This is a genomic window from Allobosea sp. BH3 (assembly GCF_025499465.1).
Lineage (GTDB): Bacteria > Pseudomonadota > Alphaproteobacteria > Rhizobiales > Beijerinckiaceae > Allobosea.
The window spans coordinates 425,578-449,891 of the sequence record NZ_JAIMCA010000002.1; the positions used below are offsets into that span (position 1 = coordinate 425,578).

Below are 24,314 nucleotides of genomic sequence, written 5' to 3' on the forward strand. Positions count from 1 at the left end.
ACATGGGGCGCTGATGCGATTTGCGATCGTGGCGGCTATGGCCGTTTCGGCTGCACCGGCCGCCCAGGCCGCCGGGCTTTTCGACGAACTGGCGCGTGCGCTCTTCGGCGGCGGCAGGCAGCGCATCTATGCGACGCCGATCTACGAGTATGACGAGCCGCGGGCGCGCCCGGCCAAGCCGCGGGCGGAGGCTTCGACGAAGCCCAAGCCGCCGGTCGTCCAGCTCGATCCGCAGACCGACCAGGAATGGTATCTGAAGGACCCGACGCTGCGGCGCGGCGACATCGTCGTCACGGCCAGCGGCGTGATGGTCTATCAGGGCCGGGACAGCGACGCGATGCGTCCGGCCGATTTCGCGGCGCTGGGCGGCAGCGATTCCAAGGGCTGGAAACAGAAGCTGAACGAGGCGGCGGCCGGCGGCCGCAACGTCTTCGGCGTCGGGACGAATGTGGAGACGCCGGCCAAGGTCGCGCCCAAGCGCGTCGAGACGGCCAACCGCTGAGCGCCTCGCGTCATGCGCGCCCTCGTGGCGAGCATGGCGCTGTGAACAGGGCTATCGACCAGCAAAGACGTGGATGGTCGGGCAAGCCCGACCAGGACGAACCGCCGCTAAGCCCGTCGTGTGATCTTGCCGTCGAAGGTCGAGCGGATGGCGCGGGCGAGCGCGATGGCCGCCCAGCCCTGGAAGATCAGCTCGATCGCGAAGAAGGTGCCGAGCACCCAGAGGCTCGAGCCCGGCCACTGCATCAGGATCATCCCGCCGAGCAACAGCGACAGCAGGCCCGAGAAGGCGATCCAGCCCCAATAGGGCAGCTGCCTGTTCTGAAAGGCGACAACGATGCGCAGCACGCCGGTCGCGACGAGCGCGGCGCCGGCCAGCAGGGTCAGCGAGGCCGTGGCCACCAGCGGATTGACGAAGGTGAGCACGCCCACTGCGACATAGAGGAGACCGATCAGGATATGGAAGAGCCGGCTCTTCCAGGCCTGATGGCGGAAGGCATCGATCAGCACGATGATGCCGCCGACGAAGATCATGGCACCGATCCAGAGCGCGCTGGCGATGCTCAGCATCGCCACGGCGCCCAGCCCCAGCACGCCGAGAACGACGAGTGCGATGCCCGCCGCCATCAGCCAGCCCCAGTTGCGCCGGAGCGGGATGAGATGGGAGCCCAGGGAGGGCGGAGCGGATGCCTGCGTGCTGGTTTCGGACGGTGTGCTCATGACGACCCACTCCGCGTTCAGGCAGCCGCGACAGCAGGGACCGCCTCGTTGGACTGCGCCGCATGAGAGACCCGCCGCGCTTTGCCGTCAATGACCTAACGCAAACCGCGCCGGAAACGACCTCAGACAGACCCAACCCGTCATTCCGGGCTCTTCGCTGCGCGAAGCCCCGGAATGACGGAGAGGTTCAGTCACAATAATTCAGTAGGTCGCGCGGCCGCCCGAGAGATCGAAGACGGCGCCGGTCGAGAAGCTGCAGCGTTCGCTCGCGAGCCAGGCCACCAGCTCGGCGAGCTCGTCGACGGTGCCGAGCCGCTTGAGCGGGCTTTTGGCGATCATCGTCGCGACCGTCTCCGCGCTCATCTGCTGGAGCAGCTCGGTCTCGATGGCGGCCGGTGCGACCGCGTTGACGAGAATGCCGCTGCCGGCGAGCTCCTTGCCATGGGCCTTGGTGAAGGCGATGACGCCGGCCTTGGCGGCGCTGTAGGCGGCAAGCGTCGGCGTGCCCTCCTTGCCGGCGAGCGAGGCGATGTTGATGATGCGGCCGTAAGCCCGCGGCAGCATGACGGCGGCAACCGCCCGCGCGCAGAGGAAGGTGCCGGTCAGGTTGATGGCTTGCACCTTCTGCCATTGCGCCAGCGGCGTCTCGGCGACCGTGGTCGAGGGGCCTGTGAGGCCGGCATTGTTGACGAGCACCGCGATCGGCCCGTGCTCGCGCTCGGTGGCGGCTACGGCATCCGCCACCGCCTGCTCGTCCGAGACATCGCAGGCGACATGACGGCGCCCGGCGCTCGGCGACGTGATGTCCCAGATGACAGGGGTGAGCCGGTCCTGCTCCAGCCTGTCGGCGACGGCCGCGCCGATGCCCTTGGCCCCGCCCGTGACGACGGCGATCCTCTGCTGCGCCATGGCCGGCTCAGCCGAGTCTGGCGGAGACGAGCTTGCGCAGGGCGCGCAGATCCTTGACGAAGCCGCGGATGCCTTCCGCCAGCTTCTCGGTGGCCATCGCATCCTCGTTCATGGCGAAGCGGAAGGCCTTCTCGTCGAGCACGATGCGCTTGGCGATATCCGACGAGGTCTGGGGCGAAGCGGCCGGGGAGAGCCGCCGCGGCAGGTCTCCGGTGGCAGCCGCAAGCTCGTCCAGCAGGCCGGGGCCGATGGTCAGCCGGTCGCAGCCGGCCAGCGCCTCGATCTCGCCCGTGTTGCGGAAGGAGGCGCCCATCACCACCGTCTTGATGCCGTAGCTCTTGTAATATGCGTAGATGCTCTTCACCGAGAGCACGCCCGGATCTGTCTCTGCGGTATAGGGCCCGCCGCCGGCCTTGACGTGCCAGTCGAGGATGCGCCCGACGAAGGGCGAGATCAGGAAGGCCTTGGCATCGGCAGCCGCGACGGCCTGCGGCAGGGCGAAGAGCAGGGTGAGGTTGCAGTCGATACCCTCGGCCTGCAGCACCTTGGCGGCCTGCAGACCCTCCCAGGTCGAGGCGACCTTGATCAGGATGCGCTCGCGCCCGACGCCGCGCTCCTTATAGGCCGCGATGATGGCGCGCGCCTTCGCGATCGAGGCTTCGGCATCGAAGGAGAGATCGGCATCGACCTCGGTCGACACGCGGCCGGGGACGATCTTGGTCAACTCGGTGCCAAAATTGACGGCCAGCCGGTCGCAGACCGCATGGACCGCCTTCTCGCTGCTGCCCTGCTTCTTGCCCCAGACGATCGCTTCCTCGACGAGATCCGCATAGGCCGGCGTCTCGACGGCCTTCAGGATCAGCGTCGGATTGGTGGTGCAATCGACGGGCTTGAGGCGGCGCACCGCTTCGATGTCGCCGGTATCGGCGACCACGGTGGTCATCTCGCGGAGCTGGTCGAGCTTTGAGGCAGTCATGAGCGATTCCCGACGTCTTTTCGTTCTTTGGGTAGCATGTGCAATGTGACGCCTGTTTCGCAGAATGGCGAGAGGCCACAAAGCCACGCAGCCATGCCGCGACCGGATAGCTGCGGCGAATTCTCGCGCCGGCTCACGAAGATGACGGGACATTCATGGAAGTGTCATCTAGGAGGTCTACCGGCAGCGCCATCTCGCAGAAGCGACGAAAGATGGAGAGACAGATGCAGCGCAAGGCCCTTGGCGCCTTCACCCTCGCGGCCGGCCTCGCCGCCGCCGCTTTCGCCGCGCCCGCTGCGCTGGCTGCCGAAGGCAAGCTGGTGCTCTACACCAGCCAGCCCAACACCGATGCGCAGCAGACCATCGACGCCTTCAAGGCGAAGTACCCGAAGGTCGACGTCACCTTCGTCCGCGACGGCACGCCGCGCATCATGGCGAAGCTCAAGGCCGAGTTCGAGGCCGGCGCGCCGCAGGCCGACGTGCTGCTGATCGCCGATGCCGTGACGATGGAAGGGCTGAAGAAGGAAGACCGCCTGCTCGCCCATGACAAGGCCGACGTCTCGGCCTTCCCGGCCGGCGTGCACGACCCGCAGAAGATGTGGTTCGCGACCAAGCTCATCACCACCGGCATCGTCTACAACACCAAGGCGCCGATGAAGCCGACGAGCTGGACGGACCTCACCAAGCCCGAGGTCAAGAACCAGCTCGCCATGCCGAGCCCGCTCAATTCCGGCGCTGCGATGATCCACACCATCACGCTGACCGGCAACCTCAAGGACGGCTGGAGCTTCTACGAGAAGCTGAAGGACAACGGCACGGTCGCGGGCGGTGGTAACGGCGACATCCTGCGCCAGGTCGCCACCGGCGAGAAGCTCTACGGCATGATCGTCGACTTCATGCCCATCCGCGAGAAAGCCAAGGGCGCGCCCGTCGAGTTCGTGTTCCCGAGCGAGGGCGTCTCGGCCGTCAGCGAGCCGGTCGCGATCCTGAAGAGCAGCAAGAACCCCGAGGCGGCCAAGGCCTTCATCGACTTCGTGCTCTCGAAGGAGGGCCAGGAGCTCGCCCTGAAGCAGGGCTATGTCGCGGCCCATCCCGGCGTCGCCCTGCCGGCCGGCTATCCCGAGCGCAGCGCGATCAAGCTGATGCCCTTCGACGCCGCCAAGGCGCTCGCCGACGAGGCCGCCACGCGCAAGCGCTTCAGCTCGATCTTCGAGTGATGCCGGACCGCGTCCTGCACAGGACGGCGCGGTGACGCTGGTCATTGCCCGAAACGGGAGGCGGGAGCCCGCAGATGCGGCCCCGCTTCTTTCGCGTCTGCGGCTGCCTGCCGGGCTCGGCCTGCCGGCGCTCGTCGTCGCGGTCGCGCTCCTGCTCGGCGGCCTGCCCTTCTTCCGGCTGGTGCTGGCCGCCTTCGCGCCCGGCTGGCAGTTCGCGCCGGAAGCGGCGTTCGCCGAGATGGTGAGCCGCTCCGCCGTCACCGCGACATGGCACACGCTGGAGACGGCCGTCCTATCGGCGCTTGGGGCGCTGCTCGTCGGCGGCACGGTCGCGCTGGCGCTCGGCGTCACCGATGTGCGCGGCAAGCGCCCGCTCGCCTTCGCTTTCGTCTTCTCGATGATGATCGCGCCGCAGGTGGCGGCGCTGGCTTTCCTGAGCCTTTTCGCGCCGAATTCGCAGATCCTGTCGCTGCTGGGCCTTGCGCCCGAGCCCGGCACGCCGAACCCGCTGCTCGGACGCGGCGGCATCATCCTGGTGATGGCGCTGCACCATGCGCCGCTCGTGATGATCACGCTCTGGACGGGGTTGCGCAGCATTCCGCAATCGCTGATCGAGGCGGCGCAGATGGAAGGCGCCGCGGCTTCGACCATTACGGCGCGCATCGTCATTCCCGTGCTCAGGCCGCAGCTGGTCGCAGCCGGGCTCATCGCCTTCGTCGCGGGCGTCGGCAATTTCGGCATCCCGGCCCTGCTCGGCCTACCGGTGAACTACCTCACCCTGCCGACGCTGATCTATCGCCGGCTGTCGAGCTTCGGCCCGTCGAGCCTCGGAGAGACGGCGGCGCTCGCCGTGATGGTCGGCGTGGTCGCCGCGCTCGGCATCGCCGCGGGCGCCTTCGTCGCCAGCCGGCATCGCGGCAAGGTCGAGATCGAGCGGCCGCTCGAGCCGTTCTGGCTGCTGGGTGCCGCCCGGCCCTTCGTCGCCGCAGGCCTCTGGCTGCTGCTCGCCTTCAAGCTCGGCCTGCCCCTACTGGCCCTGCTGACAGAGGCGCTGACACCGGCACTCGGCGTTGCCCTGTCCTGGCAGACACTGACCTTCGACAAATTCACCGAGGTGCTGCTGCGGCAGGCCGTGACCATGCGCGCCTTCCGCAACTCGCTGCTCTTCGCAGGCGCCGCGGCCGTGATCCTGGCCTTCCTGTCGATCGCCTTCGCCTATGGGCTGGAGCGGCGGATCGGCAAGCTCAGGCGGCCGGTCGAGCTGATGATCGAGCTGCCTTACGCGCTGCCGGGCGTGGTGCTCGCCATCGCCTGCATCCTGATCTTCCTGAAGCCTCTGCCGCTGATCGGCGCCAGTATCTACGGCACGCCCTTCATCATCCTCTTCGCCTATCTCGCGCGCTTCCTGCCGCTGGCGCTGAAGGCGCCCGTGGCGGCCATGGCCCAGATCGAGGCGCATCACGAGGAGGCGGCACGCCTCGACGGGGCCGGCCTCTGGCAGATGCTGCGCTTCATCGTGGCGCCGATCCTGGCGCCGGCCGCGGCCGTCTCGGCCCTGATGGTCTTCCTCGTCGCCTTCAACGAACTCACCGTCTCGGCGTTGCTCTGGTCATCCGGCACGGAGACGCTCGGCGTCGTGCTGTTCAGCCTGAAGGAAGCGGGACTTGCCGGAGAGGCAGCAGCCATTGCCGTCAGCGCCTCGGCCGTGATCCTGGTGGTTATGCTCGCCCTGGACCTGCTGGGCCGGCACCTGCCGCAGAATATCCTGCCCTGGAGATTGTAGGCATTCGGCGACAATCAGGAAAAACGCCGCAAATCGGCGTTTTTCGATGACCCTGCATTTGGCCGTGACGGAAAATTAAACGAATTCGGGTTCATAAGCGGCATGGACGCCCTGCCTATGATCCAGCCTCGCCCCGAACCTGCCGCCGATGCGCGGAGGATCCTCGTCATCGAGGACTCGCGAACATTCTCGATGGCGCTGCGGCAGCTCCTCGAGGCGGAGACGGGCCTGCACGTCACGACCTGCGATTCGCTCAGGGAGCTGAGCGCGCTGATCGTCGCCGCGCCCGGCGCCTATGCGATCGCCGTCGTCGACCTCAACCTGCCCGACGCCCCGCGCGGCGAGGCGCTGGACTGGACCGTCACCCACGGCATTCCGTCGGTCGTCTTCACCGCCACCTTCGATCTGGCCACCCGCGGGCGGATCATGGAACGGGAGGTGATCGACTACGTCCTGAAGGACAACGAGTTCGCGCTTCCCAATCTCGTCGCCACGGTCAAGCGGGCGCTCGACAACCGCCATACCCGCATCCTCGTCGTCGACGACACGCGCACCACCCGCAAGGTGCTCGCCCGCATGCTGCTGATCCAGCAATATTCTGTGGTCGAGGCCAGCTCCGGGCAGGAGGCGCTGCATCTGCTCGAGGCCAACCCCGACATCCAGCTCGTCGTCAGCGACTACTACATGCCCGACATGGACGGCTTCGATCTGGCGCGGCGCATCCGTCGGCTCAACCGCGGCATCCGGGTCATCGGCATCTCGTCCTCGACCGACAGGCAGACTTCGGCCGGCTTCCTCAAGGCCGGCGCGCACGACTTCGTCGCGCGCCCCTTCGTGCTCGAGGAACTGCAGTGCCGGATCGCCTCGAATGTCGAGACGCTGACCCAGCTGAAGCAGCTCAAGGACCTCGCCGCGCGGGACTATCTCACGGGCCTTTACAACCGCCGCCACTTCTTCGAGCGGGGCCACTACCTCGTCAACGAGGCGCGCGGGCTTGGCGTCCCGGTCTCGGTCGCGATCCTCGATATCGACAATTTCAAGGACCTCAACGACCGCTACGGCCATGATGTCGGCGACAAGGCGCTGGCGGCGGTCGCCCACAACCTGAACCAGTCGGCCTCGCGCGGGTTCAACCTCATCGCCCGTGTCGGCGGCGAGGAATTCGCGATTCTCTTGCCCGGTTCCGACCTCGCCCAGGCAGCCGGTCTCTGCGAGGTCATCCGGGAAACCATCGCCCGCGAGCCGCTGAAGCTGGACGACCAGACGCTGTCGCTGACGGTTTCTCTCGGCGTCACCGAGATCGCGCGCGAAGATGACTTCGCCACCTGCCTCGGCCTCGCCGACGGCGCGCTCTACGCCGCCAAGCAGGGCGGCCGGAACCGGGTCTGCATGACGGCCGCCGGCTGAGTTCGGGCACGGCCGCCTTCGCTTCGGAAGGCGGCGCGCCGCAGGCCGATCGCGTCAGGCGACGTAGCGTGGAGCCGGCTTGCCGGTCTCGCCCGCGGCAAAGAGGGCATCGCTCGTCGCTGCGAAGCTCTTCCAGAGCGCCTCATCGGCAACGGACGGCCAGGTGAACGCCTCGCCCTGGTCGAGACCGGCGAGCGCGGCGTCGACCATCGTCTCCGTCTTCATCACCTTCGCGGCGTCGAAGCCGTCGACGGAGAGGCCGGCCTGTTCCCAGATCTCGGTTGCCGTGACCGCCGGATGAAGCGACTGGACCTTGACGTTGGTTCCGGCGAGCTCCGCCTGCAGACCGCGCGAGAACACCATGACGAAAGCCTTGGTGCCGCTGTAGACGGCGCTGTACGGCAGCGAGTGCACGCTCAGCACCGAAGCCAAATTGATGATCGTGCCGCGGTCACGGGCGACCAGGCCCGGCAGCACCGCATGCGTCAGCCGCGTCAGCGCCGTGATGTTCAGGGCGATCTGGGCTGACGAATCCGCTGCGTCACCCTTGGCGATGGGCGAGAAACGCGCGATGCCGGCATTGTTGACGAGGATTTCGATGTCCCCGCGGTGTGCAAGATCGTCCGCGACGCGTGACAGATCGTCGGGATCGGCGAGGTCAGCGACCAAGATCTCCGCCTTGCGGCCATGGGCCGAGGCGATACGGCCGGCGACCTCTTCGAGCCGGTCGCGGCGGCGGGCGATCAGGAGAACGTCATATCCGCGGGCTGCCAGCCTGTCGGCGTAGACGGCGCCGATGCCGGACGAGGCGCCCGTCACGACGGCGAGCTTGTGAGTGGAAGACGTGCTCATGGCGAAGTTCCATTTAATTGAGTGCTCAACTTAATTATTGAGTGCTCAATCAAATGGGAGGCGCCCGCCTCTTTTCAATAGTGCAGTGCTCAACCATTTTAAGCCCATGAAAACAAAATCGAAGGCTCAGGTTCCGGTCGGCTGCGTCGCGCCCGAGGACGTGCCGGACGCGTTCTTCCAGCTCGCCTGCACCAACACCGCGCTGCGCCGGGCGACCCGCAGACTTGGCCAGCTCTATGACGACGCCATCGGCCCGCTCGGCCTGAAAGCGACGCAGTTCGGGCTGCTTGTCGCGATCCACGGGCTGACGGACGAGGGCAAGGGACCGACGCTCAACGACGTCGCGGCGCGCCAGCTCGTGCAGATCTCCGCGCTGACCCATGCGCTTCGGCCGCTGGTGCGGGACGGGCTGGTCGCGCTCAATCCCGATCCGGAGGATCGGCGCAGCAAGCGGGCGACCCTGACGCCGGCTGGTCGGGAGCGCATGCAGCAGGCCGTCTCGCGATGGGCGCAGGCCAATGGCCGGGTGGAGACCACGCTCGGCCCCGGCGTGGCGGGGGGCTTGCGGGCGCTGGCCGACCTGATCGCCTCCGAGCGCTTCCTCGACGCCTATCGCAGCGGCAGGCCGCTGGAAGGTTCGTGATCCGGGAGGCTATTCCGCGGCCGCGCGCGGCGCTGCCGGTCGCGGCTCGCCCATCAGCAGGCCCCGCGACGCCTTGGTCTCGCGCACGATGAAGTCGACGATGGCGCGCACCCGCGCCACGTCCTTCAGATCGGCATGGACGAGCAGCCAGAAGGACCGCGTGATCTGCACCGTGTCCGGCAGCACGGGCACGAGCCGCGGCTCATACTCGGCCATGAAGTGGTGGATGACGCCGATGCCCGCGCCCGCGACGACGGCGTTCTTCTGGGCGATGACGCTCGAGCTCTGGAGATGGGCGCGAAGGCCCTTGGCGACCTCGTCGAGATAGTCGAGCTCGGGCGAGAAGATCAGGTCGTCGATATAGCCGATGATGCGGTGGGCGAAGAGGTCCTCCGGCTTCGTCACCGGCGGCATCCCCGCGAGATAGTCGGCCGAGGCGTAGAGGCCGAGGCGGTAGTCCGAGAGCTTGCGGGCGACGACCTTTCCCTCCTTGGGCGGCGCCAGCGTGATCGCGACATCGGCCTCGCGCTTCGAGAGCGAAAGCAGGCGCGGCATGGCGATGAGTTGCAGTTCGAGGCCCGGATAGGCACTGGCGAAGCCAGCGAGGCGCGGCGCCAGGAAGGCGGTGCCGAAGCCGTCCGGCGCGCCTATCCTGACCGTGCCTGAGAGCGCCATGTCGGCGCCGCCGATATCGCTCTGGATCGCGAGCGCCTCCGTCTCCATGCTCTCGGCCTTGGCGAGCAGGCGCTCGCCATGAGCGGTCAGCGTATAGCCCTGCGGCCGGCGCTCGAAGAGCTTGGCCTTCAGCGCCTCCTCCAGCGAGGTGATGCGGCGCGAAACGGTGGCATGGTCGGCGCCGAGGCGGCGGGCGGCGGCCGTCAGGCGCCCCGAGCGGGCCACAGCGAGAAAGAAACGGAGGTCGTCCCAGTCGAAGCGCTCCAAGACCCTCTCCCTATATTTGTGTTTTCGCACGGCCGGCGTTTCGCCATCGCTATAGCCGTGCACAAACGAGAATGGTAGGGAGGCGACAAGATCACAACACCACCAATTCGTAGGGAGGGCGCCATGCGTCAGGTCGGACATTTCATCGGCGGCAAGCAGGTCGCCGGCACCTCGGGACGGACCTCGGACATCTTCCAGCCGATGGATGGCTCTGTGATCGGCAAGGTGGCGCTCGCCAGCGCCGCCGAGCTCGACGCCGCCGTGCAGAACGCCGCAGAGGCGCAGCCGAAATGGGCGGCGGTCAATCCGCAGCGCCGCGCCCGCGTGCTGATGAAATTCCTCGACCTGATCGCGCAGAACAATGACGAACTCGCCGAACTGCTCGCCCGCGAGCACGGCAAGACGATCCCCGACGCCAAGGGCGACATCCAGCGCGGCGTTGAGGTGGTGGAATTCTCCCTCGGCGTGCCGAACCTGATGAAGGGCGAGTTCACCGACGGCGCCGGCCCCGGCATCGACATCTATTCGCTGCGCCAGCCTCTCGGCGTCGTCGCCGGCATCACGCCCTTCAACTTCCCGGCGATGATCCCGCTGTGGAAGCTCGGCCCCGCGATCGCCTGCGGCAACGCCTTCATCCTGAAGCCCTCCGAGCGCGACCCCGGCGTGCCGATGCGCCTCGCCGAACTGTTCATCGAGGCCGGCGGACCGCCCGGCATCCTCAACGTCGTCAACGGCGACAAGGAAGCTGTCGACGCGATCCTCGACCATCCCGAGATCAAGGCCGTGGGCTTCGTCGGCTCGACGCCCATCGCCGAGTACATCTACGCTCGCGGCTGCGCCAACGGTAAGCGCGTGCAGTGCTTCGGCGGCGCCAAGAACCACATGGTCATCATGCCCGACGCCGACATGGACCAGGCCGTCGATGCGCTGATCGGCGCCGGCTACGGCTCGGCCGGCGAACGCTGCATGGCGATCTCGGTCGCGGTGCCGGTCGGCAAGGCCACGGCCGACGAGCTGGTGAAGCGCCTCATCCCGCGCGTCGAGAGCCTCAAGGTCGGCCCCTCGACCGACCTTACCGCCGATTACGGTCCAGTCGTCACCAAGGCGGCGGAGGAGAAGATCCGCTCCTATATCGAGATCGGCGTGCAGGAAGGCGCGACGCTCGCCGTCGACGGCCGCGGCTTCAAGATGCAGGGCTATGAAAACGGCTTCTATGTCGGCGGCTGCCTGTTCGACAACGTCACCAAGGACATGCGCATCTACAAGGAGGAGATCTTCGGCCCCGTGCTCTCGGTCGTCCGCGCCGAGACCTATGACGAGGCTCTGAAGCTCACCAACGACCACGAATACGGCAACGGCACCGCGATCTTCACCCGCGACGGCGATGCTGCGCGCGACTTCGCCTCCAAGGTGCAGGTCGGCATGGTCGGCATCAACGTGCCGATCCCGGTTCCGCTGGCCTACTACACCTTCGGCGGCTGGAAGCGCTCGTCCTTCGGCGATCTCAACCAGCACGGCCCGGACTCGATCCGCTTCTACACCAAGACCAAGACGGTGACGGCCCGCTGGCCGAGCGGTATCAAGGACGGCGCCAGCTTCGTCATCCCGACGATGAACTGAGGCCCGGAGGCGGCGGACGGGAGGAGGCCATGGAGCGATCGCTGCGCATCATCGCATCGTCGCTCGCCCTGCTCTGCGGCGCCGCGCTACCGGCCGTTGCGCAGGAACCCGGCCAGCCGCCGGGTTTCTCCGCCGACGACGCCTTCTGCGAGCCGGGCATCATCGAATACATGACGCTGGACGCCCGCCAGCAGGCGCACTGCCGGCGGCTCCATCAGGCCCGGATCGCCGAAATGCGCAGGCTCAGCCGCGAGCATGTCGCCCGCATCGTCGAGGAGAACAGGCTGCGGCGCGAACTCGTGGCGAGCCTGCCGCCGCCACCGCCACCGCCCGTCACCGTCGAGAGCTTCATGAGCAGCGACGTCTCCTATGGCGACGTCGTGGTGACGGACCAGGGACCGCGCGTCTTCGTCGGCAAGGCCGGGGACGCGCCGCAGCCGGAAGACTTCGTCACCCTCGACTCTGCCCGCTCGCCGCATCGCGGCCGCACCCAGGCCTTTGACGGGGCTTATCCCGAGCGCCGGCGCCCGCAGGCACCGAATGCCCGGCGAGCAGCCCCAACCCATCAGGAGCGCCAGCCTTGAGCCCGTTTTCCCTGACCGAGGACCAGATCGCCATCCGCGACATGGCGCAGGACTTCGCCGCCGATACGCTCGCGCCCCATGCCGCGCGCTGGGACGAGGAAAAGCATTTCCCGGTCGAGGAGATGCGTGCCGCCGCGGCGCTCGGCATGGGCGGCATCTACATCCAGGAGGATGTCGGCGGCTCAGGGCTCTCGCGGCTCGACGCGGCGCTGATCTTCGAGGCGCTCTCGACCGGCTGCCCCACCGTCGCGGCCTATATCTCGATCCACAACATGTGCGCCTGGATGATCGACCGCTACGGTGAGGGCGAGCAACGCCAGCGATTCCTGCCGAAGCTCTGCACGATGGAGCACCTCGCCAGCTACTGCCTGACCGAGCCCGGCGCCGGCTCCGACGCCGCCGCGCTGAAGACCAAGGCGGTGCTCGACGGCGACCATTACGTGCTGGACGGCCAGAAGCAGTTCATCTCCGGGGCCGGCGTCTCCGACATCTATGTCGTGATGGTGCGCACCGGAGACGCAGGCGCCTCCGGCATCTCGACCATCGTCGTCGAAAAGGGCACGCCCGGCCTCTCCTTCGGCGCCGAGGAGAAGAAGATGGGCTGGAACGCCCAGCCGACGCGCGCCGTGATCTTCGAGAACTGCCGCGTTCCGGTGGCGAACCGCCTCGGCCCGGAAGGCATCGGCTTCAAGATCGCGATGGCAGGCCTCGACGGCGGGCGCCTCAATATCGGCGCCTGCTCGATCGGCGGTGCGCAAGGCGCGCTCGACAAATCCATCGCCTACGCCAAGGAACGCAAGGCCTTCGGCAGCCCGATCGCCGATTTCCAGGCGCTGCAGTTCAAGCTCGCCGACATGGCGACGGAGCTGGAGGCGGCCCGGACCTTCCTCTGGCGCGCAGCAGCAGCGCTCGACGCCAAGACGCCCGACGCGACCAAGCTCTGCGCCATGGCCAAGCGTATCGCGACCGACACCGGCTTCGAGGTCGCCAACGACGCCCTGCAGATCCATGGCGGTTACGGTTATCTCGCCGATTACGGCATCGAGAAGATCGTCCGCGACCTGCGCGTCCACCAGATCCTCGAAGGCACCAACGAGGTGATGCGGATGATCGTGGCGCGCGGGCTGGTCGGCCGGGCGAAGGGGAATTGACGCCGAAGGCGTCATCCCGAACGGCGATCCGGGATCGCGAGACGATAAAGCGGCTTTTTCTGACGACGATCCCGGGCCTGCTCTGCGAGCAGCCCGGGATGACACCCAGAACGACGAGAGGATACGCCAATGACCAACATCGCCTTCATCGGCCTCGGCAACATGGGCGGCCCGATGGCCGGCAACCTCGTCAAGGCCGGGCATAACGTCAGCGCCTTCGACCTCGTCCAGGCTTCCAAGGATGCCGCGGCCGAGCTGGGCGTCGGCATTGCGGGTTCTGCAAAGGAGGCGGTTGCGGATGCCGAGATCGTCGTCACCATGCTGCCGGCGGGCAAGCATGTGCTTTCGGTCTGGGCGGATATCCTGCCGGCGGTGAAGCCCGGCACGCTGCTGATCGATTCCTCGACGATCGATGTCGAAAGCGCCCGCAAGGCGCATGCGCTGGCGGAGGAGCATGGCTGCCTCTCGCTGGATGCGCCGGTCTCTGGCGGGACGGGCGGCGCCAAGGCGGCGACCCTGACCTTCATGGTCGGCGGCAGCGCCAAGGCCTTCGACAAGGGCGAGCCGGTGCTGACGAAGATGGGCCGGAAGATCGTGCATTGCGGCGGCGCCGGCAACGGGCAGGCGGCGAAGATCTGCAACAACATGGTGCTAGGCATCTCGATGATCGGCGTCTGCGAGGCCTTCGTGCTCGCCGAGAAGCTCGGGCTGTCGCATCAGGCGCTGTTCGACGTCGCCTCGACCTCGTCCGGCCAGTGCTGGTCGCTGACGACCTATTGCCCGGTGCCCGGCCCGGTGCCGACCTCTCCGGCCAACAACGAGTACAAGCCCGGCTTCGCCTCGGCGCTGATGCTGAAGGACCTGAAGCTGTCGCAGGAAGCGGCCCAGGCGGCAGGCGCCTCGACGCCTCTCGGAGCGGCGGCGGCGCAGCTTTTCGGGCTGCACAACGCCTGGGGCGAAGGCGGCGCGGACTTCTCCGGCATCATCAATCTCCTGCGGGGACGCGGGACCGCGTGAGACGCGCTTGCGCGACAAGCTGTCGCGGCGTTAGACCCAAGGCATGAACGACGTCTCCGCCCGCCGCGAACGCTCCTCCCTGACCGGCTTCGCGATCAATCCGCTCGACCGGCGTGAGGACCTGCGCAACAAACCCGATGCGGTGACGGCGCTGCGCCACCGCTCGGACACCCGCATCGCGGCCGTGGCCGGCGAGATGCCGATCATGAAGCGCCTGGACGGCGAGGCGCTCACGGTCTGGTTCACCCATGGCGAGACGGAGATGCTCGGCCCCGCCGCCGAGGAGATCTTCCTCGGCATGGCGGAGGACGGCACGCCGCGCTTCGCGCGGCTGCTCGACAAGGCGCTGGCCGAGCCGCTGAAGGAGCGGCCCGAGCTGTTCGTGACCGACCTGCGCTCGGTGGCTCTGAAGCGCCTCGTGCCGGCCGACGAGGTCGGGCCGCTGGGCGAGGCCAAGGCGGTGCTCGACTGGCATGCCCGCCACCGCTTCTGCGCCCAGTGCGGCGGATCGACCGTAGCGGGCGCCTCCGGCTGGCGCCGCGAATGCACGGCCTGCGGCGCCATGCATTTCCCCCGCACGGACCCGGTGGTCATCATGCTGGTGACGCGCGGCGATTCCTGCCTGCTGGCGCGCCAGGCCCGCTTCGCGCCGGGCATGTATTCCTGCATCGCCGGCTTCGTCGAGCCCGGCGAGACGCTGGAGAACGCCGTGCGCCGCGAGAGCTGGGAGGAAGCCGGCCTCAGGGTCGGCACGGTGCGCTATCTCGCCTCGCAGCCCTGGCCCTTCCCCTCCTCGATCATGGTCGGCTGCATCGCGGAAGCGCTCGGCGACGAGATCACACTCGACACGACCGAGCTGGAAGACGGGCGCTGGTTCCCGCGCTCCGAGGTGCTGCAGATGCTGGAAGGCAAGCATCCCGACGGCCTCGCCTGCCCCCAGCACATCGCCATCGCCAACACGCTGGTGCGCGCCTGGGCGCTCGAAGGCGAGCAGCCGTAGAGCCCCCCTTCACGGCGAGACAATCCGGACTTTCCGCGACCTGTTTACCTTTCCTTAACCGAGCAGGCGTCCCCTTGGCCCACGTCCAACCGGGGCTTCGGGGGCTCGGAAAGGACCGTGACCATGCACGACCTCGACCCCGCCTACACCGTCGTGGAGCAGCTCGTCGGCCTGCCTGTCGCCGATGTCGAACGCGACCTGATCCTGGCTACACTGCGCGAGACCGGCGGCAACCGCACGCATGCGGCGCATATCCTCGGCATCGCCATCCGCACGCTGCGCAACAAGATCGGCGCCTATGGCGCCGAAGGCTACGACGTGCCTGAGTCCACCCAGCCCTCCCCACATTGAGGGTGGCTGCCATGACGGCAATCGATGCCGCAGCGAGCAACCTCGTCGCCTCGGCGACGATGGCGGCGCTGATGCGCTGCCTCGTATTGAAGGGCGCGCTCTCGGCCCGCGACGTCAGGGAGATCTACGAGACCGCCCTGCTGCTGCTCGAGCAGCAGCAGGGCACGGTGCCGGAGCATGCCGACGCCTTCGTCGCGGCGCGGGCGGTCATCGAGGAGGGACTCGCGCGGTAGGGAATGCTGATATTGCGCGGCCATCACCGCGTCATCCCGGTCAAGCCCGGGATGACGGCGCGGTTCCGCGGAGCATTCCAGGCCGCGTTCGCCCTTACTCGGCTGGCTCGCCGATCGTTTCGCGGAAGTCGTTGGCCGGATAGACGCCCATGATCTTGACCTCCTTGGAGAAGAAGGCGAGCTCGTCGAGCGCGCGCCTGAGGGCCGGGTCGTCCGGGTGCCCCTCGACATCGGCGTAGAACATGGTCGCGGCGAAGAGGCCGTCGACCATGTAGCTCTCCAGCTTGGTCATGTTGATGCCGTTGGTGGCGAAGCCGCCCATGGCCTTGTAAAGCGCCGCCGGGATGTTGCGGACGCGGAACATCAACGTCGTCACCGTCTTGCCGGCGCCCTGACGGGCGTATTCGGGATATTTCGAGAGCACGACGAAGCGCGTGGTGTTGTGCTTCTCGTCCTCGATGTCCTCCATCAGGATGTTGAGGCCGTAGACCTCCGCCGCGATGCGCGGCGCGATGGCCGCGCGCGTGATGTCCCCCGCCTCGGCGACCTGGCGGGCAGAGCCCGCCGTATCGGCTGCGACCTCGGCCTTAAGGCCGAGCTTGCGGATGATCTTGCGGCACTGACCGAGCGCGTGGATGTGGCTCTGCACCGTCTTGATCGTCGCCAGCGTCGCGCCCTCCCCTCCCATCAGATGGAAGCTGATCGGCAGGTAATGCTCGCCGATGATATGCAGCCCCGAGCGCGGCAGCAGATGGTGGATGTCGGCGACGCGGCCGGCGATCGAGTTCTCGATCGGGATCATGCCATAGCGCGCCTTGCCGTCGCTGACTGCGGCGAGCGCGTCCTCGAAGGTGGCGCAGGGCAGGAGCTCGCTGTCCGGAAACACCTGGAGGGCGGCCTGCGAGGAGAAGGCTCCGGGCTCACCCTGATAGGACACGAGGAAGGACATGGGACGCTTTCCGGCTGCTCAACGAGATTTCAGGATCGCGCGCGCGCGATCGAGATCGGGGGGCGTATCGACGCCGCGCGGCACATGGTCGATGACCATGACATCGATGCGCATGCCATCTTCCAGCGCGCGCAGCTGTTCCAGCTTCTCGCGCAGCTCCAGCGGCGATTGCGGCAAGCTGACGAAACGGTCGAGCGCCGCACGGCGATAAGCGTAGAGGCCGATATGGTGGTAAAGCGGCCCCTCGCCCGTCGGCGCCGTGGCGCGCGTAAAGTAGAGCGCCCTCATATGGCCCGGCGCGATCTCGCTGCCGATGAGCTTCACGACGCTCGGCGCCGTCTTCTCCTCCTCGTCGTCGATGACGCCCGCAAGCGTCGCGATATCCACAGCCGGATCGGCCAGCGGCTTCACCGCCGCGGCGATGGCTGACGGGGCCAGCGTCGGGAAATCACCCTGAACATTGACGATGATGTCGTACTTCCGCTCCGGATCGAGGATGTCGGCGGCTTCCTTGATCCGGTCCGAACCGGTCTGGTGGGCAGCGCTGGTCATCACCGCCTTACCGCCGGCCGCCTCGATCGCGGCGGCGATCTCGGGAGCATCCGTCGCAACCGCGACGTCCCCGGCTCCGGATTGGACGGCGCGGCGCCAGACATGGACGATCATCGGCTCGCCATGGATGTCGGCCAGCGGCTTGCCGGGCAGGCGCGTCGCCTGCATGCGGGCGGGGATCAGGATCAGCGGGTTGGACATGATTTCGGGCAAGCTCGGCAGGAAGGCCACGCATGGCGCGGCGGCAAAAAGTCTCAAAGCGTGCGTGCTTATACGAGTTGCAATGAAGCGCGCAAAGCGGTTAAGCAACGGCGGAGGCTGGAGTCTTTCGAGACTCCGGCGAAGCGCTATCTCGTCTCCCGGCCTTGGCCAAGGAGGCACCAGGGTTCGGATACGATGAACATCGAAGCCAACAAGATCGCCGGCGCGGTTCTCTCCACGCTGCTCGTCGTGATGAGCCTCAGCATGGCCGCGGGCATCGTCTTCGCCCCGAAGAAGCCGGCCGTGCCGGGCTTCGACCTGCCGAGCGAGGAACCGGCCGCCAGCGCCGGTGGTGCAGCTGCTCCGGCCGCCGAGGAGCCGATCGCGGTTCGCCTCGCCAAGGCCGACCCGGCCAGGGGCGAGAAAGCCACCGCGGCCTGCAAGGCCTGCCACACCTTCGAGAAGGGCGGCGCCAACAAGGTCGGCCCCCATCTCTATGATGTCTATGGCCGCAACGAGGGCTCGGTCGCCGGCTTCGGCTACTCTGCCGCGATGAAGGGCCGCGCTGACAAGGCCTGGGACGCCGACGCGCTCGACCACTTCCTGAAGAACCCGAAGGCCTATGTGCCCGGCACGATCATGGCTTTCGCCGGCATCGCCAAGCCCGAGACCCGCGCGGACGTCGTGGCCTATCTCAACAAGCTGGCTGACTCGCCGAAGCCGCTGCCGACGCCCTGATCCGGATCGACCGCGATCGCCAAACTTCCACGAAGCCGGGCCTCAAGCCCGGCTTTTGTCTTGCATGGGCTTTTCTGACGCACGCCTTGCTCCCGCCTTCGGCTTGCCCGCACAATCGGGGGCATTGCCGTGAGCGCGCGCCACAAGCGAGATTGGCGGGCGGCGAATCAGACGAGGAACGCTGAACGATGGCGAGACGCATCACACGTCGCAGGCTGCTCGAGGCCGGAGGCGCTGCAGCGATCACGGCTGCATTGCCCGCCCTGCCGCAGGCCGCATGGGCGCAGGATGCCGAATTGCATGGGCTCTCCACCTTCGGCGAGCTCGGCCTGCCGCCGGACTTCCCGCATTTCGCCTATGTGAACCCGAAGGCGCCGAAGGGCGGCTCGCTGACGAGCCAGATCAAGCGGGCCGGCGGCAACCAGAGCTTCGACACCTTCAACACGCTCAACACCTATGTGCTGCAGGGCGACGGCGCGGCGGGCATGGATGCCTGTTTCGACAGCCTGATGGCGGGCTCCGGCGACGAGCCTGGCTCCCTCTACGGGCTCCTGGCGAAGAGCGTCGCGATCTCGCCCGACAAGCAGACCTATCGCTTTCGCCTGCGGCCAGAGGCGCGGTTCCATGACGGCTCGCGAGTGACCGCGCGCGACGTCGCCTTTTCGATGAACATCCTGAAGGCGAAGGGCCATCCCTCCTTCCGGCTGCTGCTCAACGAGCTCGTCTCGTCCGAGGCGGAAGGCGACGACATCGTCGTGGTGAAGCTCTCGCCCAAGCGCAGCCGCGACCTGCACCTCGTCGTCGCCGGCCTGCCGGTCTTCTCGGAGACATACTGGTCGACGCGGGATTTCACCGCCTCGACGCTGGAGCCCCCGCTGGGCTCCGGCCCCTACAAGGTCGGGCGCTTCGAACAGGGACGCTTCATCGAGTTCGAACGCCGCGCCGATTACTGGGGCAAGGACTTAGCCGTGAACATCGGCACCAATAATTTCGACCGGGTGCGCTGGGAGTATTTCCGCGACCGGCAGGTTGCCTTCGAGGCCTTCAAAAGCGGCGTCATCACCTTCCAGGAGGAGTTCACCTCGCGCATCTGGGCGACGGGCTACGACTTCCCGGCCGTGCACGACGGCAAGGTGAAGAAGGAGGCCCTGCCGAAGACCGAGCCTGTCGGCTCGCAGGGCTGGGTCTACAATATCCGCCGCGAGAAATTCGCCGATCCGCGCATCCGCGAGGCGCTAGGCCTGGCCTTCGACTTCGAATGGACCCGCAAGACGATCATGTTCGGCTCCTATGAGCGCATGACCTCCTATTTCGAGAACTCCGACTCGAAGGCCGTCGGCAAGCCTGCGCCGGAGGAACTCGCCCTGCTCGAACCCTTCCGGGGCCAGGTGCCCGACGAGGTCTTCGGCGAGCCCTGGCTGCCACCGGTTTCGGACGGCTCGGGCAGCGACCGCAACCTTCTGCGCAAGGCCGACGAGATGCTGCGCGCCGCCGGCTGCAAGCGCGACGGCAATGTGCTCAAGCTGCCTAACGGCCAGCCCTTCGAGATCGAGTTCCTCGATTCGCAGGGCGCGCTGCAGCCGCATACACAGCCCTTCCAGGCCAATCTCAAGCGGCTCGGCATCAACGCGACCTCCCGCATCGTTGACGGGGCGCAGTATCAGCGCCGGCTCGACGAGTTCGACTTCGACATCATCAGCCGCGCGCTCGGCGGCAGCGCCATCCCGAGCGACTCGCTGCGGATCGTCTATGGCTCGGAAGCCGCAAAGACGCGCGGCTCGCGCAATGTCGGCGGCATCAGCAGCCCTGCCATCGACGCGATGATCGAGAAGATCGGCCAGGCGCAGAGCTATGCCGAGGTTGTCGTCGCGGCGAAATGCCTCGACAGGCTGCTGCGCGCCGGACGCTACTGGATTCCGATGTGGTGGAACGACGAGGAATGGCTGGCCTATTGGGACATGTACGACCGCCCGTCGACCAAGCCGAAATACTCCTCCGGCGCGCCGTCGATCTGGTGGTTCAACGCCGAGAAGGCCAAGCGGATCGGAAAGGCGTGATGGCGGCATGCTGAGCTACATCGCCCGGCGCCTCGCGCTGATGGTGCCGACGTTGTTCGGCATCCTGCTGGTGTCCTTCGTCATCGTGCAGTTCGCTCCGGGCGGCCCGGTCGAGCGCGTGATCTCGCAGCTCCAGAACCCGAACAGCGGCGCGGCCGACCGTGTCGGCGGCGGGCAGGCGGGCGATGCGGGTGCCCAGGCGGAGGCTTCCGCCTATCGCGGCGCGCAGGGGCTCGACCCCGCCTTCATCAAGGAGCTGGAGAAGCAGTTCGGCTTCGACAAGCCGGCGCATGAGCGCTTCCTGAAAATGCTCGGCGACTATGCCCGCTTCGACTTTGGCCGCAGCTATTTCCGCGACGCGCCGGTGCTCCAGCTCATCAAGGAGAAGCTGCCGGTCTCGATCACGCTGGGCCTGTGGATGACGCTGCTCTCATATGCGATCTCGATCCCGCTCGGCATCCGCAAGGCGGTGAAGGAAGGCTCGCGCTTCGACACCTGGACGAGCGCGATCGTCATCGTCGGCTATGCGATTCCGAGCTTCCTCTTCGCGATCCTGCTGATCGTGCTCTTCGCCGGCGGCTCGTTCTGGCAGATCTTCCCGCTCCGGGGCCTGACCTCCGACAACTGGGCGGAGCTTTCGCTCCTCGGCAAGGCGAAAGATTATCTCTGGCACATCGCCCTGCCGGTGCTGGCCATGGCGCTGGGCGCCTTCGCGACCTCGACGCTGCTGACCAAGAACTCCTTCCTCGACGAGATCCGCAAGCAATACGTCCTGACCGCGCGGATGAAGGGCCTCTCGGAGCGCGGCGTGCTCTACGGCCATGTCTTCCGCAACGCCATGCTGATCGTGATCGCGGGCTTTCCCGGCGCCTTCGTGCATGCGCTCTTCGGCGGGTCCCTGCTGATCGAGACGATCTTCTCGCTCGACGGGCTGGGGCTCCTTTCCTTCGAGGCGATCGTCAACCGCGACTATCCGGTCGTCTTCGCCAATCTCTTCATCTTCTCGCTGATCGGCCTCGTGGTGCATCTCATCACCGACCTGACCTATAGCTGGGTCGACCCCCGCATCGACTTCGAGAGCAGGGAGGCGTGAGGCGGGCATGACCGACACGCTGATCGAGGCCCCCCTGCCTGCGCTGCGCAGCGAGGCCGCGCACGCGCCAGCCGAGGCGAACCAGGGCTGGCTGAAGCTGACGCCGATCAACCGGCGCAGGCTCGACAACTTCAAGGCGAACCGGCGCGGCTGGTGGTCGCTGTGGCTCTTCCTCGTCCTGTTCGTGCTCTCGCTCTTTGCCGAGTTCATCGCGAACGACCGGCCGCTGCTCGTCCGTTACAAGGGCGAGTGGCTGTTCCCGGTGGCGATGAACTACCCGGAGGAGAAGTTCGGCGGCTTCCTCGCCACCACCGATTACCGCGATCCGGTGATCGCCAAGGAGATCGCGGATAACGGCTTCGCGCTCTGGCCGCCGATCCGCTACTCCTACCGCACGCATAATCTCGACCTGCCGGTCCCGGCTCCCGCCCCGCCGACCTGGATGCTCAAGGACGAGCAGTGCAAGCCGATCGCCGAGCGCACCGGCGGCGCCACCTGTCGCGATCTCGAATGGAACTGGCTCGGCACCGACGACCAGGGCCGCGACGTGGTGGCGCGGCTGATCTACGGCTTCCGCATCTCCGTGCTGTTCGGGCTGATCCTGTGCGCCTTCTCCTCGGTGGTCGGCATCACGGCCGGCGCGATCCAGGGCTATTTCGGCGGCTGGACGGACCTGATCTTCCAGCGCCTGATCGAGATCTGGACCTCAATCCCGTCGCTCTACCTGCTGATCATCGTGGCGGCGATCATCACGCCGAGCTTCTTCGTGCTGCTCGGCATCCTGCTGCTGTTCTCCTGGGTGGCGCTGGTCGGTGTCGTGCGCGCCGAATTCCTGCGGGCGCGCAACTTCGAATATGTCCGAGCCGCCCGGGCACTCGGCCTCTCCAACCGCATGATCATGTGGCGGCACCTGCTACCCAACGCGATGGTGGCGACGCTGACCTTCCTGCCCTTCATCCTCAACGGCTCGATCACGACGCTGACCTCGCTCGACTTCCTGGGCTTCGGCCTGCCGCCCGGCTCGCCCTCGCTGGGTGAGCTGCTCGCCCAAGGCAAGGCGAACCTTCAGGCGCCCTGGCTGGGGCTTTCCGGCTTCATGGTCATCGCGCTGATGCTCTCGCTGCTGATCTTCATCGGCGAGGCCGTGCGCGACGCCTTCGACCCGCGGAAGACCTTCGCATGAGCGCGCCTCTCCTCTCCGTCGAAGACCTCTCCGTCGCCTTCCGCCAGGGCGGGCGAGAGACGCTCGCCGTCGACCATGTCTCCTTCTCCATCGGCCGCGGGGAGACGCTGGCGCTCGTGGGGGAATCCGGTTCCGGCAAGTCCGTCTCGGCGCTGTCGATCCTGAAGCTGCTGAACTATCCGGCAGCGCATCACCCCTCCGGACGCATCGTCTTCGACGGGCAGGATCTGCTCGCCGCCGACGAGGACGCCATGCGCAAGGTGCGCGGCAACGACATCACCATGGTGTTCCAGGAGCCGATGACCTCGCTCAACCCGCTGCACACGATCGAGCGGCAGATCGGCGAGATCCTCGAGCTGCACAAGGGCTTGCGTGGCGAGAAGGCACGCGCCCGCACGCTCGAGCTGCTGGAACTCGTCGGCATCCGCGATGCGGCAAGCCGCCTCGACGCCTATCCGCACCAGCTCTCCGGCGGGCAGCGCCAGCGCGTGATGATCGCCATGGCGCTCGCCAACGAGCCGCATCTCCTGATCGCGGACGAGCCGACGACCGCGCTCGACGTCACAGTGCAGGCGCAGATCCTCAAGCTGCTGAAGGAGCTGCAGACCCGGCTCGGCATGGCGATGCTGTTCATCACCCATGATCTCGGCATCGTCCGGCGCATCGCCGACAGGGTCTGCGTGATGCTGAAGGGGCGGATCGTCGAGCAGGGCCCGGTCGGCGAAGTCTTCGCCAGTCCGCGGCACGAGTATACGCGGCGCCTGCTCGCGGCAGAGCCGAAGGGCCGCCCCGCCCCCATCCCGGCCGACGCGCCGACGCTGCTCGAAGCCGGGCCGGTCAAGGTCTGGTTCCCGATCAAGACCGGATTCATGCGCCGCACGACAGGCCATGTGAAGGCAGTCGACGGCATCTCCGTCTCGGTGCGCGAGGGCGAGACGCTGGGCATCGTCGGCGAATCCGGCTCCGGCAAGACCACGCTCGGCCTCGCCATCCTGCGACTGATCTCGTCCGAAGGCCCCATCGTCTTCCTCGGGGACCGCATCGACGGGCTGTCGAGCCGCGCGGTCAGGCCGAAGCGCAAGGATCTGCAGGTCGTCTTCCAGGACCCCTATGGCTCACTCTCGCCGCGCATGTCGGTGGCGGAGATCGTGGCGGAAGGGCTCGCCATCCAGCAGCCGGGCCTGACCTATGAGAGGCGTCGCGAGATCGTGGCGCAGGCGCTCGCCGATGTCGGGCTCGACCCGGCTGCCATGGACCGTTACCCGCATGAATTCTCCGGCGGCCAGCGCCAGCGCATCGCCATCGCGCGCGCCATGGCGCTCGATCCGAAATTCGTCGTGCTCGACGAGCCGACCTCGGCGCTGGATATGTCGGTCCAGGCGCAGATCGTCGAGCTGCTGCGCGGGCTGCAGGCGAAGCGCAAACTGGGCTATCTCTTCATCAGCCACGATCTCAAGGTCGTGCGGGCGCTGTCGCACCGGGTGCTGGTGATGCAGAACGGCAAGGTCGTCGAGGAAGGACCGGCGGAAACCATCTTCGCCAAGCCGCGCGAGCCCTATACGCTGGCGCTGCTGGCGGCCGCGCTGAACATGGAGACGGCCGGGCACAGCGCGGTCAGGGACTAGGATCTGGCAG

Annotated in this window: 24 protein-coding genes; 17 read left to right on the forward strand and 7 right to left on the reverse strand. The window is 67.3% G+C overall.

Annotated features, from left to right (window positions below; genetic code table 11):
* The first annotated feature begins 13 nt into the window (after positions 1–13).
* Positions 14–502, forward strand: a complete 489-nt coding sequence (locus tag BoBH3_RS06975; RefSeq protein ID WP_262330038.1) for a hypothetical protein — start codon at positions 14–16, stop codon at positions 500–502.
* A 107-nt stretch (positions 503–609) separates the two neighbouring features.
* Here BoBH3_RS06975 and BoBH3_RS06980 read toward each other — a convergent pair whose 3' ends face one another.
* The 3 genes from BoBH3_RS06980 to tal form a co-directional block, all read right to left on the reverse strand.
* Positions 610–1,221 carry an HdeD family acid-resistance protein gene (locus BoBH3_RS06980; protein WP_262330039.1) on the reverse strand — a complete coding sequence of 204 codons (612 nt, stop codon included), beginning with the start codon at positions 1,219–1,221 and terminating at the stop codon, positions 610–612.
* 201 nt (positions 1,222–1,422) lie between these two features.
* A complete protein-coding gene (locus tag BoBH3_RS06985) occupies positions 1,423–2,130 on the reverse strand; it encodes an SDR family NAD(P)-dependent oxidoreductase (RefSeq protein WP_262330040.1) in 708 nt (235 codons plus the stop codon).
* 7 nt (positions 2,131–2,137) lie between these two features.
* Positions 2,138–3,106, reverse strand: coding sequence for a transaldolase (gene tal, locus BoBH3_RS06990; protein WP_262330041.1), 969 nt, complete (start codon positions 3,104–3,106; stop codon positions 2,138–2,140).
* A gap of 224 nt (positions 3,107–3,330) precedes the next feature.
* Between tal and BoBH3_RS06995 the strand changes: the two genes are divergently transcribed.
* From BoBH3_RS06995 to BoBH3_RS07005, 3 genes are all read left to right on the forward strand, one after another.
* Positions 3,331–4,323 carry an ABC transporter substrate-binding protein gene (locus BoBH3_RS06995; RefSeq protein ID WP_262330042.1) on the forward strand — a complete coding sequence of 331 codons (993 nt, stop codon included), beginning with the start codon at positions 3,331–3,333 and terminating at the stop codon, positions 4,321–4,323.
* 31 nt (positions 4,324–4,354) lie between these two features.
* Entirely contained in the window at positions 4,355–6,106 is a 1,752-nt protein-coding gene (locus BoBH3_RS07000) for an ABC transporter permease (RefSeq protein ID WP_262330043.1), read from the forward strand.
* Positions 6,107–6,223: 117 nt separating this feature from the next.
* Complete coding sequence (locus BoBH3_RS07005; RefSeq protein WP_262330044.1) at positions 6,224–7,513, forward strand: GGDEF domain-containing response regulator; 1,290 nt, start codon at positions 6,224–6,226, stop codon at positions 7,511–7,513.
* A 54-nt stretch (positions 7,514–7,567) separates the two neighbouring features.
* Here the strand turns inward: BoBH3_RS07005 and BoBH3_RS07010 are convergent, their stop codons facing one another.
* On the reverse strand, positions 7,568–8,365 hold the full coding sequence (locus BoBH3_RS07010) for an SDR family NAD(P)-dependent oxidoreductase (RefSeq protein WP_262330045.1): 798 nt from the start codon (positions 8,363–8,365) through the stop codon (positions 7,568–7,570).
* Between the two features lie 106 nt (positions 8,366–8,471).
* On the opposite strand from BoBH3_RS07010, the gene BoBH3_RS07015 reads away from it, so the two are divergent.
* A complete protein-coding gene (locus BoBH3_RS07015) occupies positions 8,472–9,008 on the forward strand; it encodes a MarR family winged helix-turn-helix transcriptional regulator (RefSeq protein ID WP_262330046.1) in 537 nt (178 codons plus the stop codon).
* Between the two features lie 9 nt (positions 9,009–9,017).
* Here BoBH3_RS07015 and BoBH3_RS07020 read toward each other — a convergent pair whose 3' ends face one another.
* Positions 9,018–9,950 (reverse strand): LysR family transcriptional regulator, encoded by a 933-nt coding sequence (locus tag BoBH3_RS07020; RefSeq protein ID WP_262330047.1) that lies wholly within the window; start codon positions 9,948–9,950, stop codon positions 9,018–9,020.
* Positions 9,951–10,073: 123 nt separating this feature from the next.
* Here BoBH3_RS07020 and BoBH3_RS07025 point away from each other — a divergent pair, with 123 nt between their 5' ends.
* From BoBH3_RS07025 to BoBH3_RS07055, 7 genes are all read left to right on the forward strand, one after another.
* A complete protein-coding gene (locus tag BoBH3_RS07025; protein ID WP_262330048.1) occupies positions 10,074–11,570 on the forward strand; it encodes a CoA-acylating methylmalonate-semialdehyde dehydrogenase in 1,497 nt (498 codons plus the stop codon).
* A gap of 29 nt (positions 11,571–11,599) precedes the next feature.
* Positions 11,600–12,154, forward strand: a complete 555-nt coding sequence (locus BoBH3_RS07030) for a hypothetical protein (RefSeq protein ID WP_262330049.1) — start codon at positions 11,600–11,602, stop codon at positions 12,152–12,154.
* Positions 12,151–13,305, forward strand: a complete 1,155-nt coding sequence (locus BoBH3_RS07035; protein ID WP_262330050.1) for an isobutyryl-CoA dehydrogenase — start codon at positions 12,151–12,153, stop codon at positions 13,303–13,305. Before BoBH3_RS07030 ends, BoBH3_RS07035 begins: the two co-directional genes overlap by 4 nt.
* Before the next feature lie 129 nt (positions 13,306–13,434).
* Entirely contained in the window at positions 13,435–14,322 is an 888-nt protein-coding gene (gene mmsB, locus BoBH3_RS07040) for a 3-hydroxyisobutyrate dehydrogenase (protein ID WP_262330051.1), read from the forward strand.
* Positions 14,323–14,365: 43 nt separating this feature from the next.
* Complete coding sequence (gene nudC, locus BoBH3_RS07045) at positions 14,366–15,322, forward strand: NAD(+) diphosphatase (RefSeq protein ID WP_262330052.1); 957 nt, start codon at positions 14,366–14,368, stop codon at positions 15,320–15,322.
* Between the two features lie 123 nt (positions 15,323–15,445).
* Complete coding sequence (locus BoBH3_RS07050) at positions 15,446–15,673, forward strand: helix-turn-helix domain-containing protein (RefSeq protein ID WP_410050573.1); 228 nt, start codon at positions 15,446–15,448, stop codon at positions 15,671–15,673.
* 11 nt (positions 15,674–15,684) lie between these two features.
* Positions 15,685–15,906, forward strand: a complete 222-nt coding sequence (locus tag BoBH3_RS07055; RefSeq protein ID WP_262330053.1) for a hypothetical protein — start codon at positions 15,685–15,687, stop codon at positions 15,904–15,906.
* A gap of 94 nt (positions 15,907–16,000) precedes the next feature.
* On the opposite strand, the gene BoBH3_RS07060 is transcribed toward BoBH3_RS07055, so the two are convergent.
* Together BoBH3_RS07060 and BoBH3_RS07065 are read right to left on the reverse strand one after the other, a co-directional pair.
* Positions 16,001–16,855, reverse strand: coding sequence for a prephenate dehydratase (locus BoBH3_RS07060; protein ID WP_262330054.1), 855 nt, complete (start codon positions 16,853–16,855; stop codon positions 16,001–16,003).
* Positions 16,856–16,873: 18 nt separating this feature from the next.
* Positions 16,874–17,608, reverse strand: a complete 735-nt coding sequence (locus BoBH3_RS07065) for a 3-deoxy-manno-octulosonate cytidylyltransferase (protein ID WP_262330055.1) — start codon at positions 17,606–17,608, stop codon at positions 16,874–16,876.
* 195 nt (positions 17,609–17,803) lie between these two features.
* Here BoBH3_RS07065 and BoBH3_RS07070 point away from each other — a divergent pair, with 195 nt between their 5' ends.
* The 5 genes from BoBH3_RS07070 (at position 17,804) to BoBH3_RS07090 (ending at position 24,304) form a co-directional block, all read left to right on the forward strand.
* Positions 17,804–18,346: a c-type cytochrome gene (locus BoBH3_RS07070; RefSeq protein ID WP_262330056.1), complete on the forward strand. Its 543-nt coding sequence runs from the start codon at positions 17,804–17,806 to the stop codon at positions 18,344–18,346.
* 188 nt (positions 18,347–18,534) lie between these two features.
* Complete coding sequence (locus tag BoBH3_RS07075) at positions 18,535–20,403, forward strand: extracellular solute-binding protein (protein ID WP_262330057.1); 1,869 nt, start codon at positions 18,535–18,537, stop codon at positions 20,401–20,403.
* A 7-nt stretch (positions 20,404–20,410) separates the two neighbouring features.
* The gene (locus BoBH3_RS07080; protein ID WP_262330058.1) at positions 20,411–21,496 is read left to right on the forward strand and encodes a microcin C ABC transporter permease YejB; all 1,086 of its coding nucleotides are present in this window, start codon (positions 20,411–20,413) and stop codon (positions 21,494–21,496) included.
* 7 nt (positions 21,497–21,503) lie between these two features.
* On the forward strand, positions 21,504–22,679 hold the full coding sequence (locus tag BoBH3_RS07085) for an ABC transporter permease (protein ID WP_262330059.1): 1,176 nt from the start codon (positions 21,504–21,506) through the stop codon (positions 22,677–22,679).
* Positions 22,676–24,304 (forward strand): ABC transporter ATP-binding protein, encoded by a 1,629-nt coding sequence (locus BoBH3_RS07090; RefSeq protein ID WP_262330060.1) that lies wholly within the window; start codon positions 22,676–22,678, stop codon positions 24,302–24,304. Before BoBH3_RS07085 ends, BoBH3_RS07090 begins: the two co-directional genes overlap by 4 nt.
* Positions 24,305–24,314: the final 10 nt, after the last annotated feature.

What these genes read in the sequence shown, in the direction of transcription:
- BoBH3_RS07030 (WP_262330049.1), top strand. Translation starts at nt 11,600, where the DNA reads ATGGAGCGATCGCTGCGCATCATCGCATCGTCGCTCGCCCTGCTCTGC.
- mmsB (WP_262330051.1), top strand. Translation starts at nt 13,435, where the DNA reads ATGACCAACATCGCCTTCATCGGCCTCGGCAACATGGGCGGCCCGATG.
- BoBH3_RS07070 (WP_262330056.1), top strand. Translation starts at nt 17,804, where the DNA reads ATGAACATCGAAGCCAACAAGATCGCCGGCGCGGTTCTCTCCACGCTG.
- BoBH3_RS07005 (WP_262330044.1), top strand. Translation starts at nt 6,224, where the DNA reads ATGATCCAGCCTCGCCCCGAACCTGCCGCCGATGCGCGGAGGATCCTC.
- BoBH3_RS06985 (WP_262330040.1), bottom strand. Translation starts at nt 2,130, where the DNA reads ATGGCGCAGCAGAGGATCGCCGTCGTCACGGGCGGGGCCAAGGGCATC.
- BoBH3_RS06975 (WP_262330038.1), top strand. Translation starts at nt 14, where the DNA reads ATGCGATTTGCGATCGTGGCGGCTATGGCCGTTTCGGCTGCACCGGCC.
- BoBH3_RS07085 (WP_262330059.1), top strand. Translation starts at nt 21,504, where the DNA reads ATGACCGACACGCTGATCGAGGCCCCCCTGCCTGCGCTGCGCAGCGAG.
- BoBH3_RS07060 (WP_262330054.1), bottom strand. Translation starts at nt 16,855, where the DNA reads ATGTCCTTCCTCGTGTCCTATCAGGGTGAGCCCGGAGCCTTCTCCTCG.
- BoBH3_RS07080 (WP_262330058.1), top strand. Translation starts at nt 20,411, where the DNA reads ATGCTGAGCTACATCGCCCGGCGCCTCGCGCTGATGGTGCCGACGTTG.
- BoBH3_RS07055 (WP_262330053.1), top strand. Translation starts at nt 15,685, where the DNA reads ATGACGGCAATCGATGCCGCAGCGAGCAACCTCGTCGCCTCGGCGACG.
- BoBH3_RS07015 (WP_262330046.1), top strand. Translation starts at nt 8,472, where the DNA reads ATGAAAACAAAATCGAAGGCTCAGGTTCCGGTCGGCTGCGTCGCGCCC.
- BoBH3_RS07050 (WP_410050573.1), top strand. Translation starts at nt 15,446, where the DNA reads ATGCACGACCTCGACCCCGCCTACACCGTCGTGGAGCAGCTCGTCGGC.
- BoBH3_RS06980 (WP_262330039.1), bottom strand. Translation starts at nt 1,221, where the DNA reads ATGAGCACACCGTCCGAAACCAGCACGCAGGCATCCGCTCCGCCCTCC.
- tal (WP_262330041.1), bottom strand. Translation starts at nt 3,106, where the DNA reads ATGACTGCCTCAAAGCTCGACCAGCTCCGCGAGATGACCACCGTGGTC.
- nudC (WP_262330052.1), top strand. Translation starts at nt 14,366, where the DNA reads ATGAACGACGTCTCCGCCCGCCGCGAACGCTCCTCCCTGACCGGCTTC.
- BoBH3_RS07075 (WP_262330057.1), top strand. Translation starts at nt 18,535, where the DNA reads ATGGCGAGACGCATCACACGTCGCAGGCTGCTCGAGGCCGGAGGCGCT.
- BoBH3_RS07025 (WP_262330048.1), top strand. Translation starts at nt 10,074, where the DNA reads ATGCGTCAGGTCGGACATTTCATCGGCGGCAAGCAGGTCGCCGGCACC.
- BoBH3_RS07065 (WP_262330055.1), bottom strand. Translation starts at nt 17,608, where the DNA reads ATGTCCAACCCGCTGATCCTGATCCCCGCCCGCATGCAGGCGACGCGC.
- BoBH3_RS06995 (WP_262330042.1), top strand. Translation starts at nt 3,331, where the DNA reads ATGCAGCGCAAGGCCCTTGGCGCCTTCACCCTCGCGGCCGGCCTCGCC.
- BoBH3_RS07090 (WP_262330060.1), top strand. Translation starts at nt 22,676, where the DNA reads ATGAGCGCGCCTCTCCTCTCCGTCGAAGACCTCTCCGTCGCCTTCCGC.
- BoBH3_RS07010 (WP_262330045.1), bottom strand. Translation starts at nt 8,365, where the DNA reads ATGAGCACGTCTTCCACTCACAAGCTCGCCGTCGTGACGGGCGCCTCG.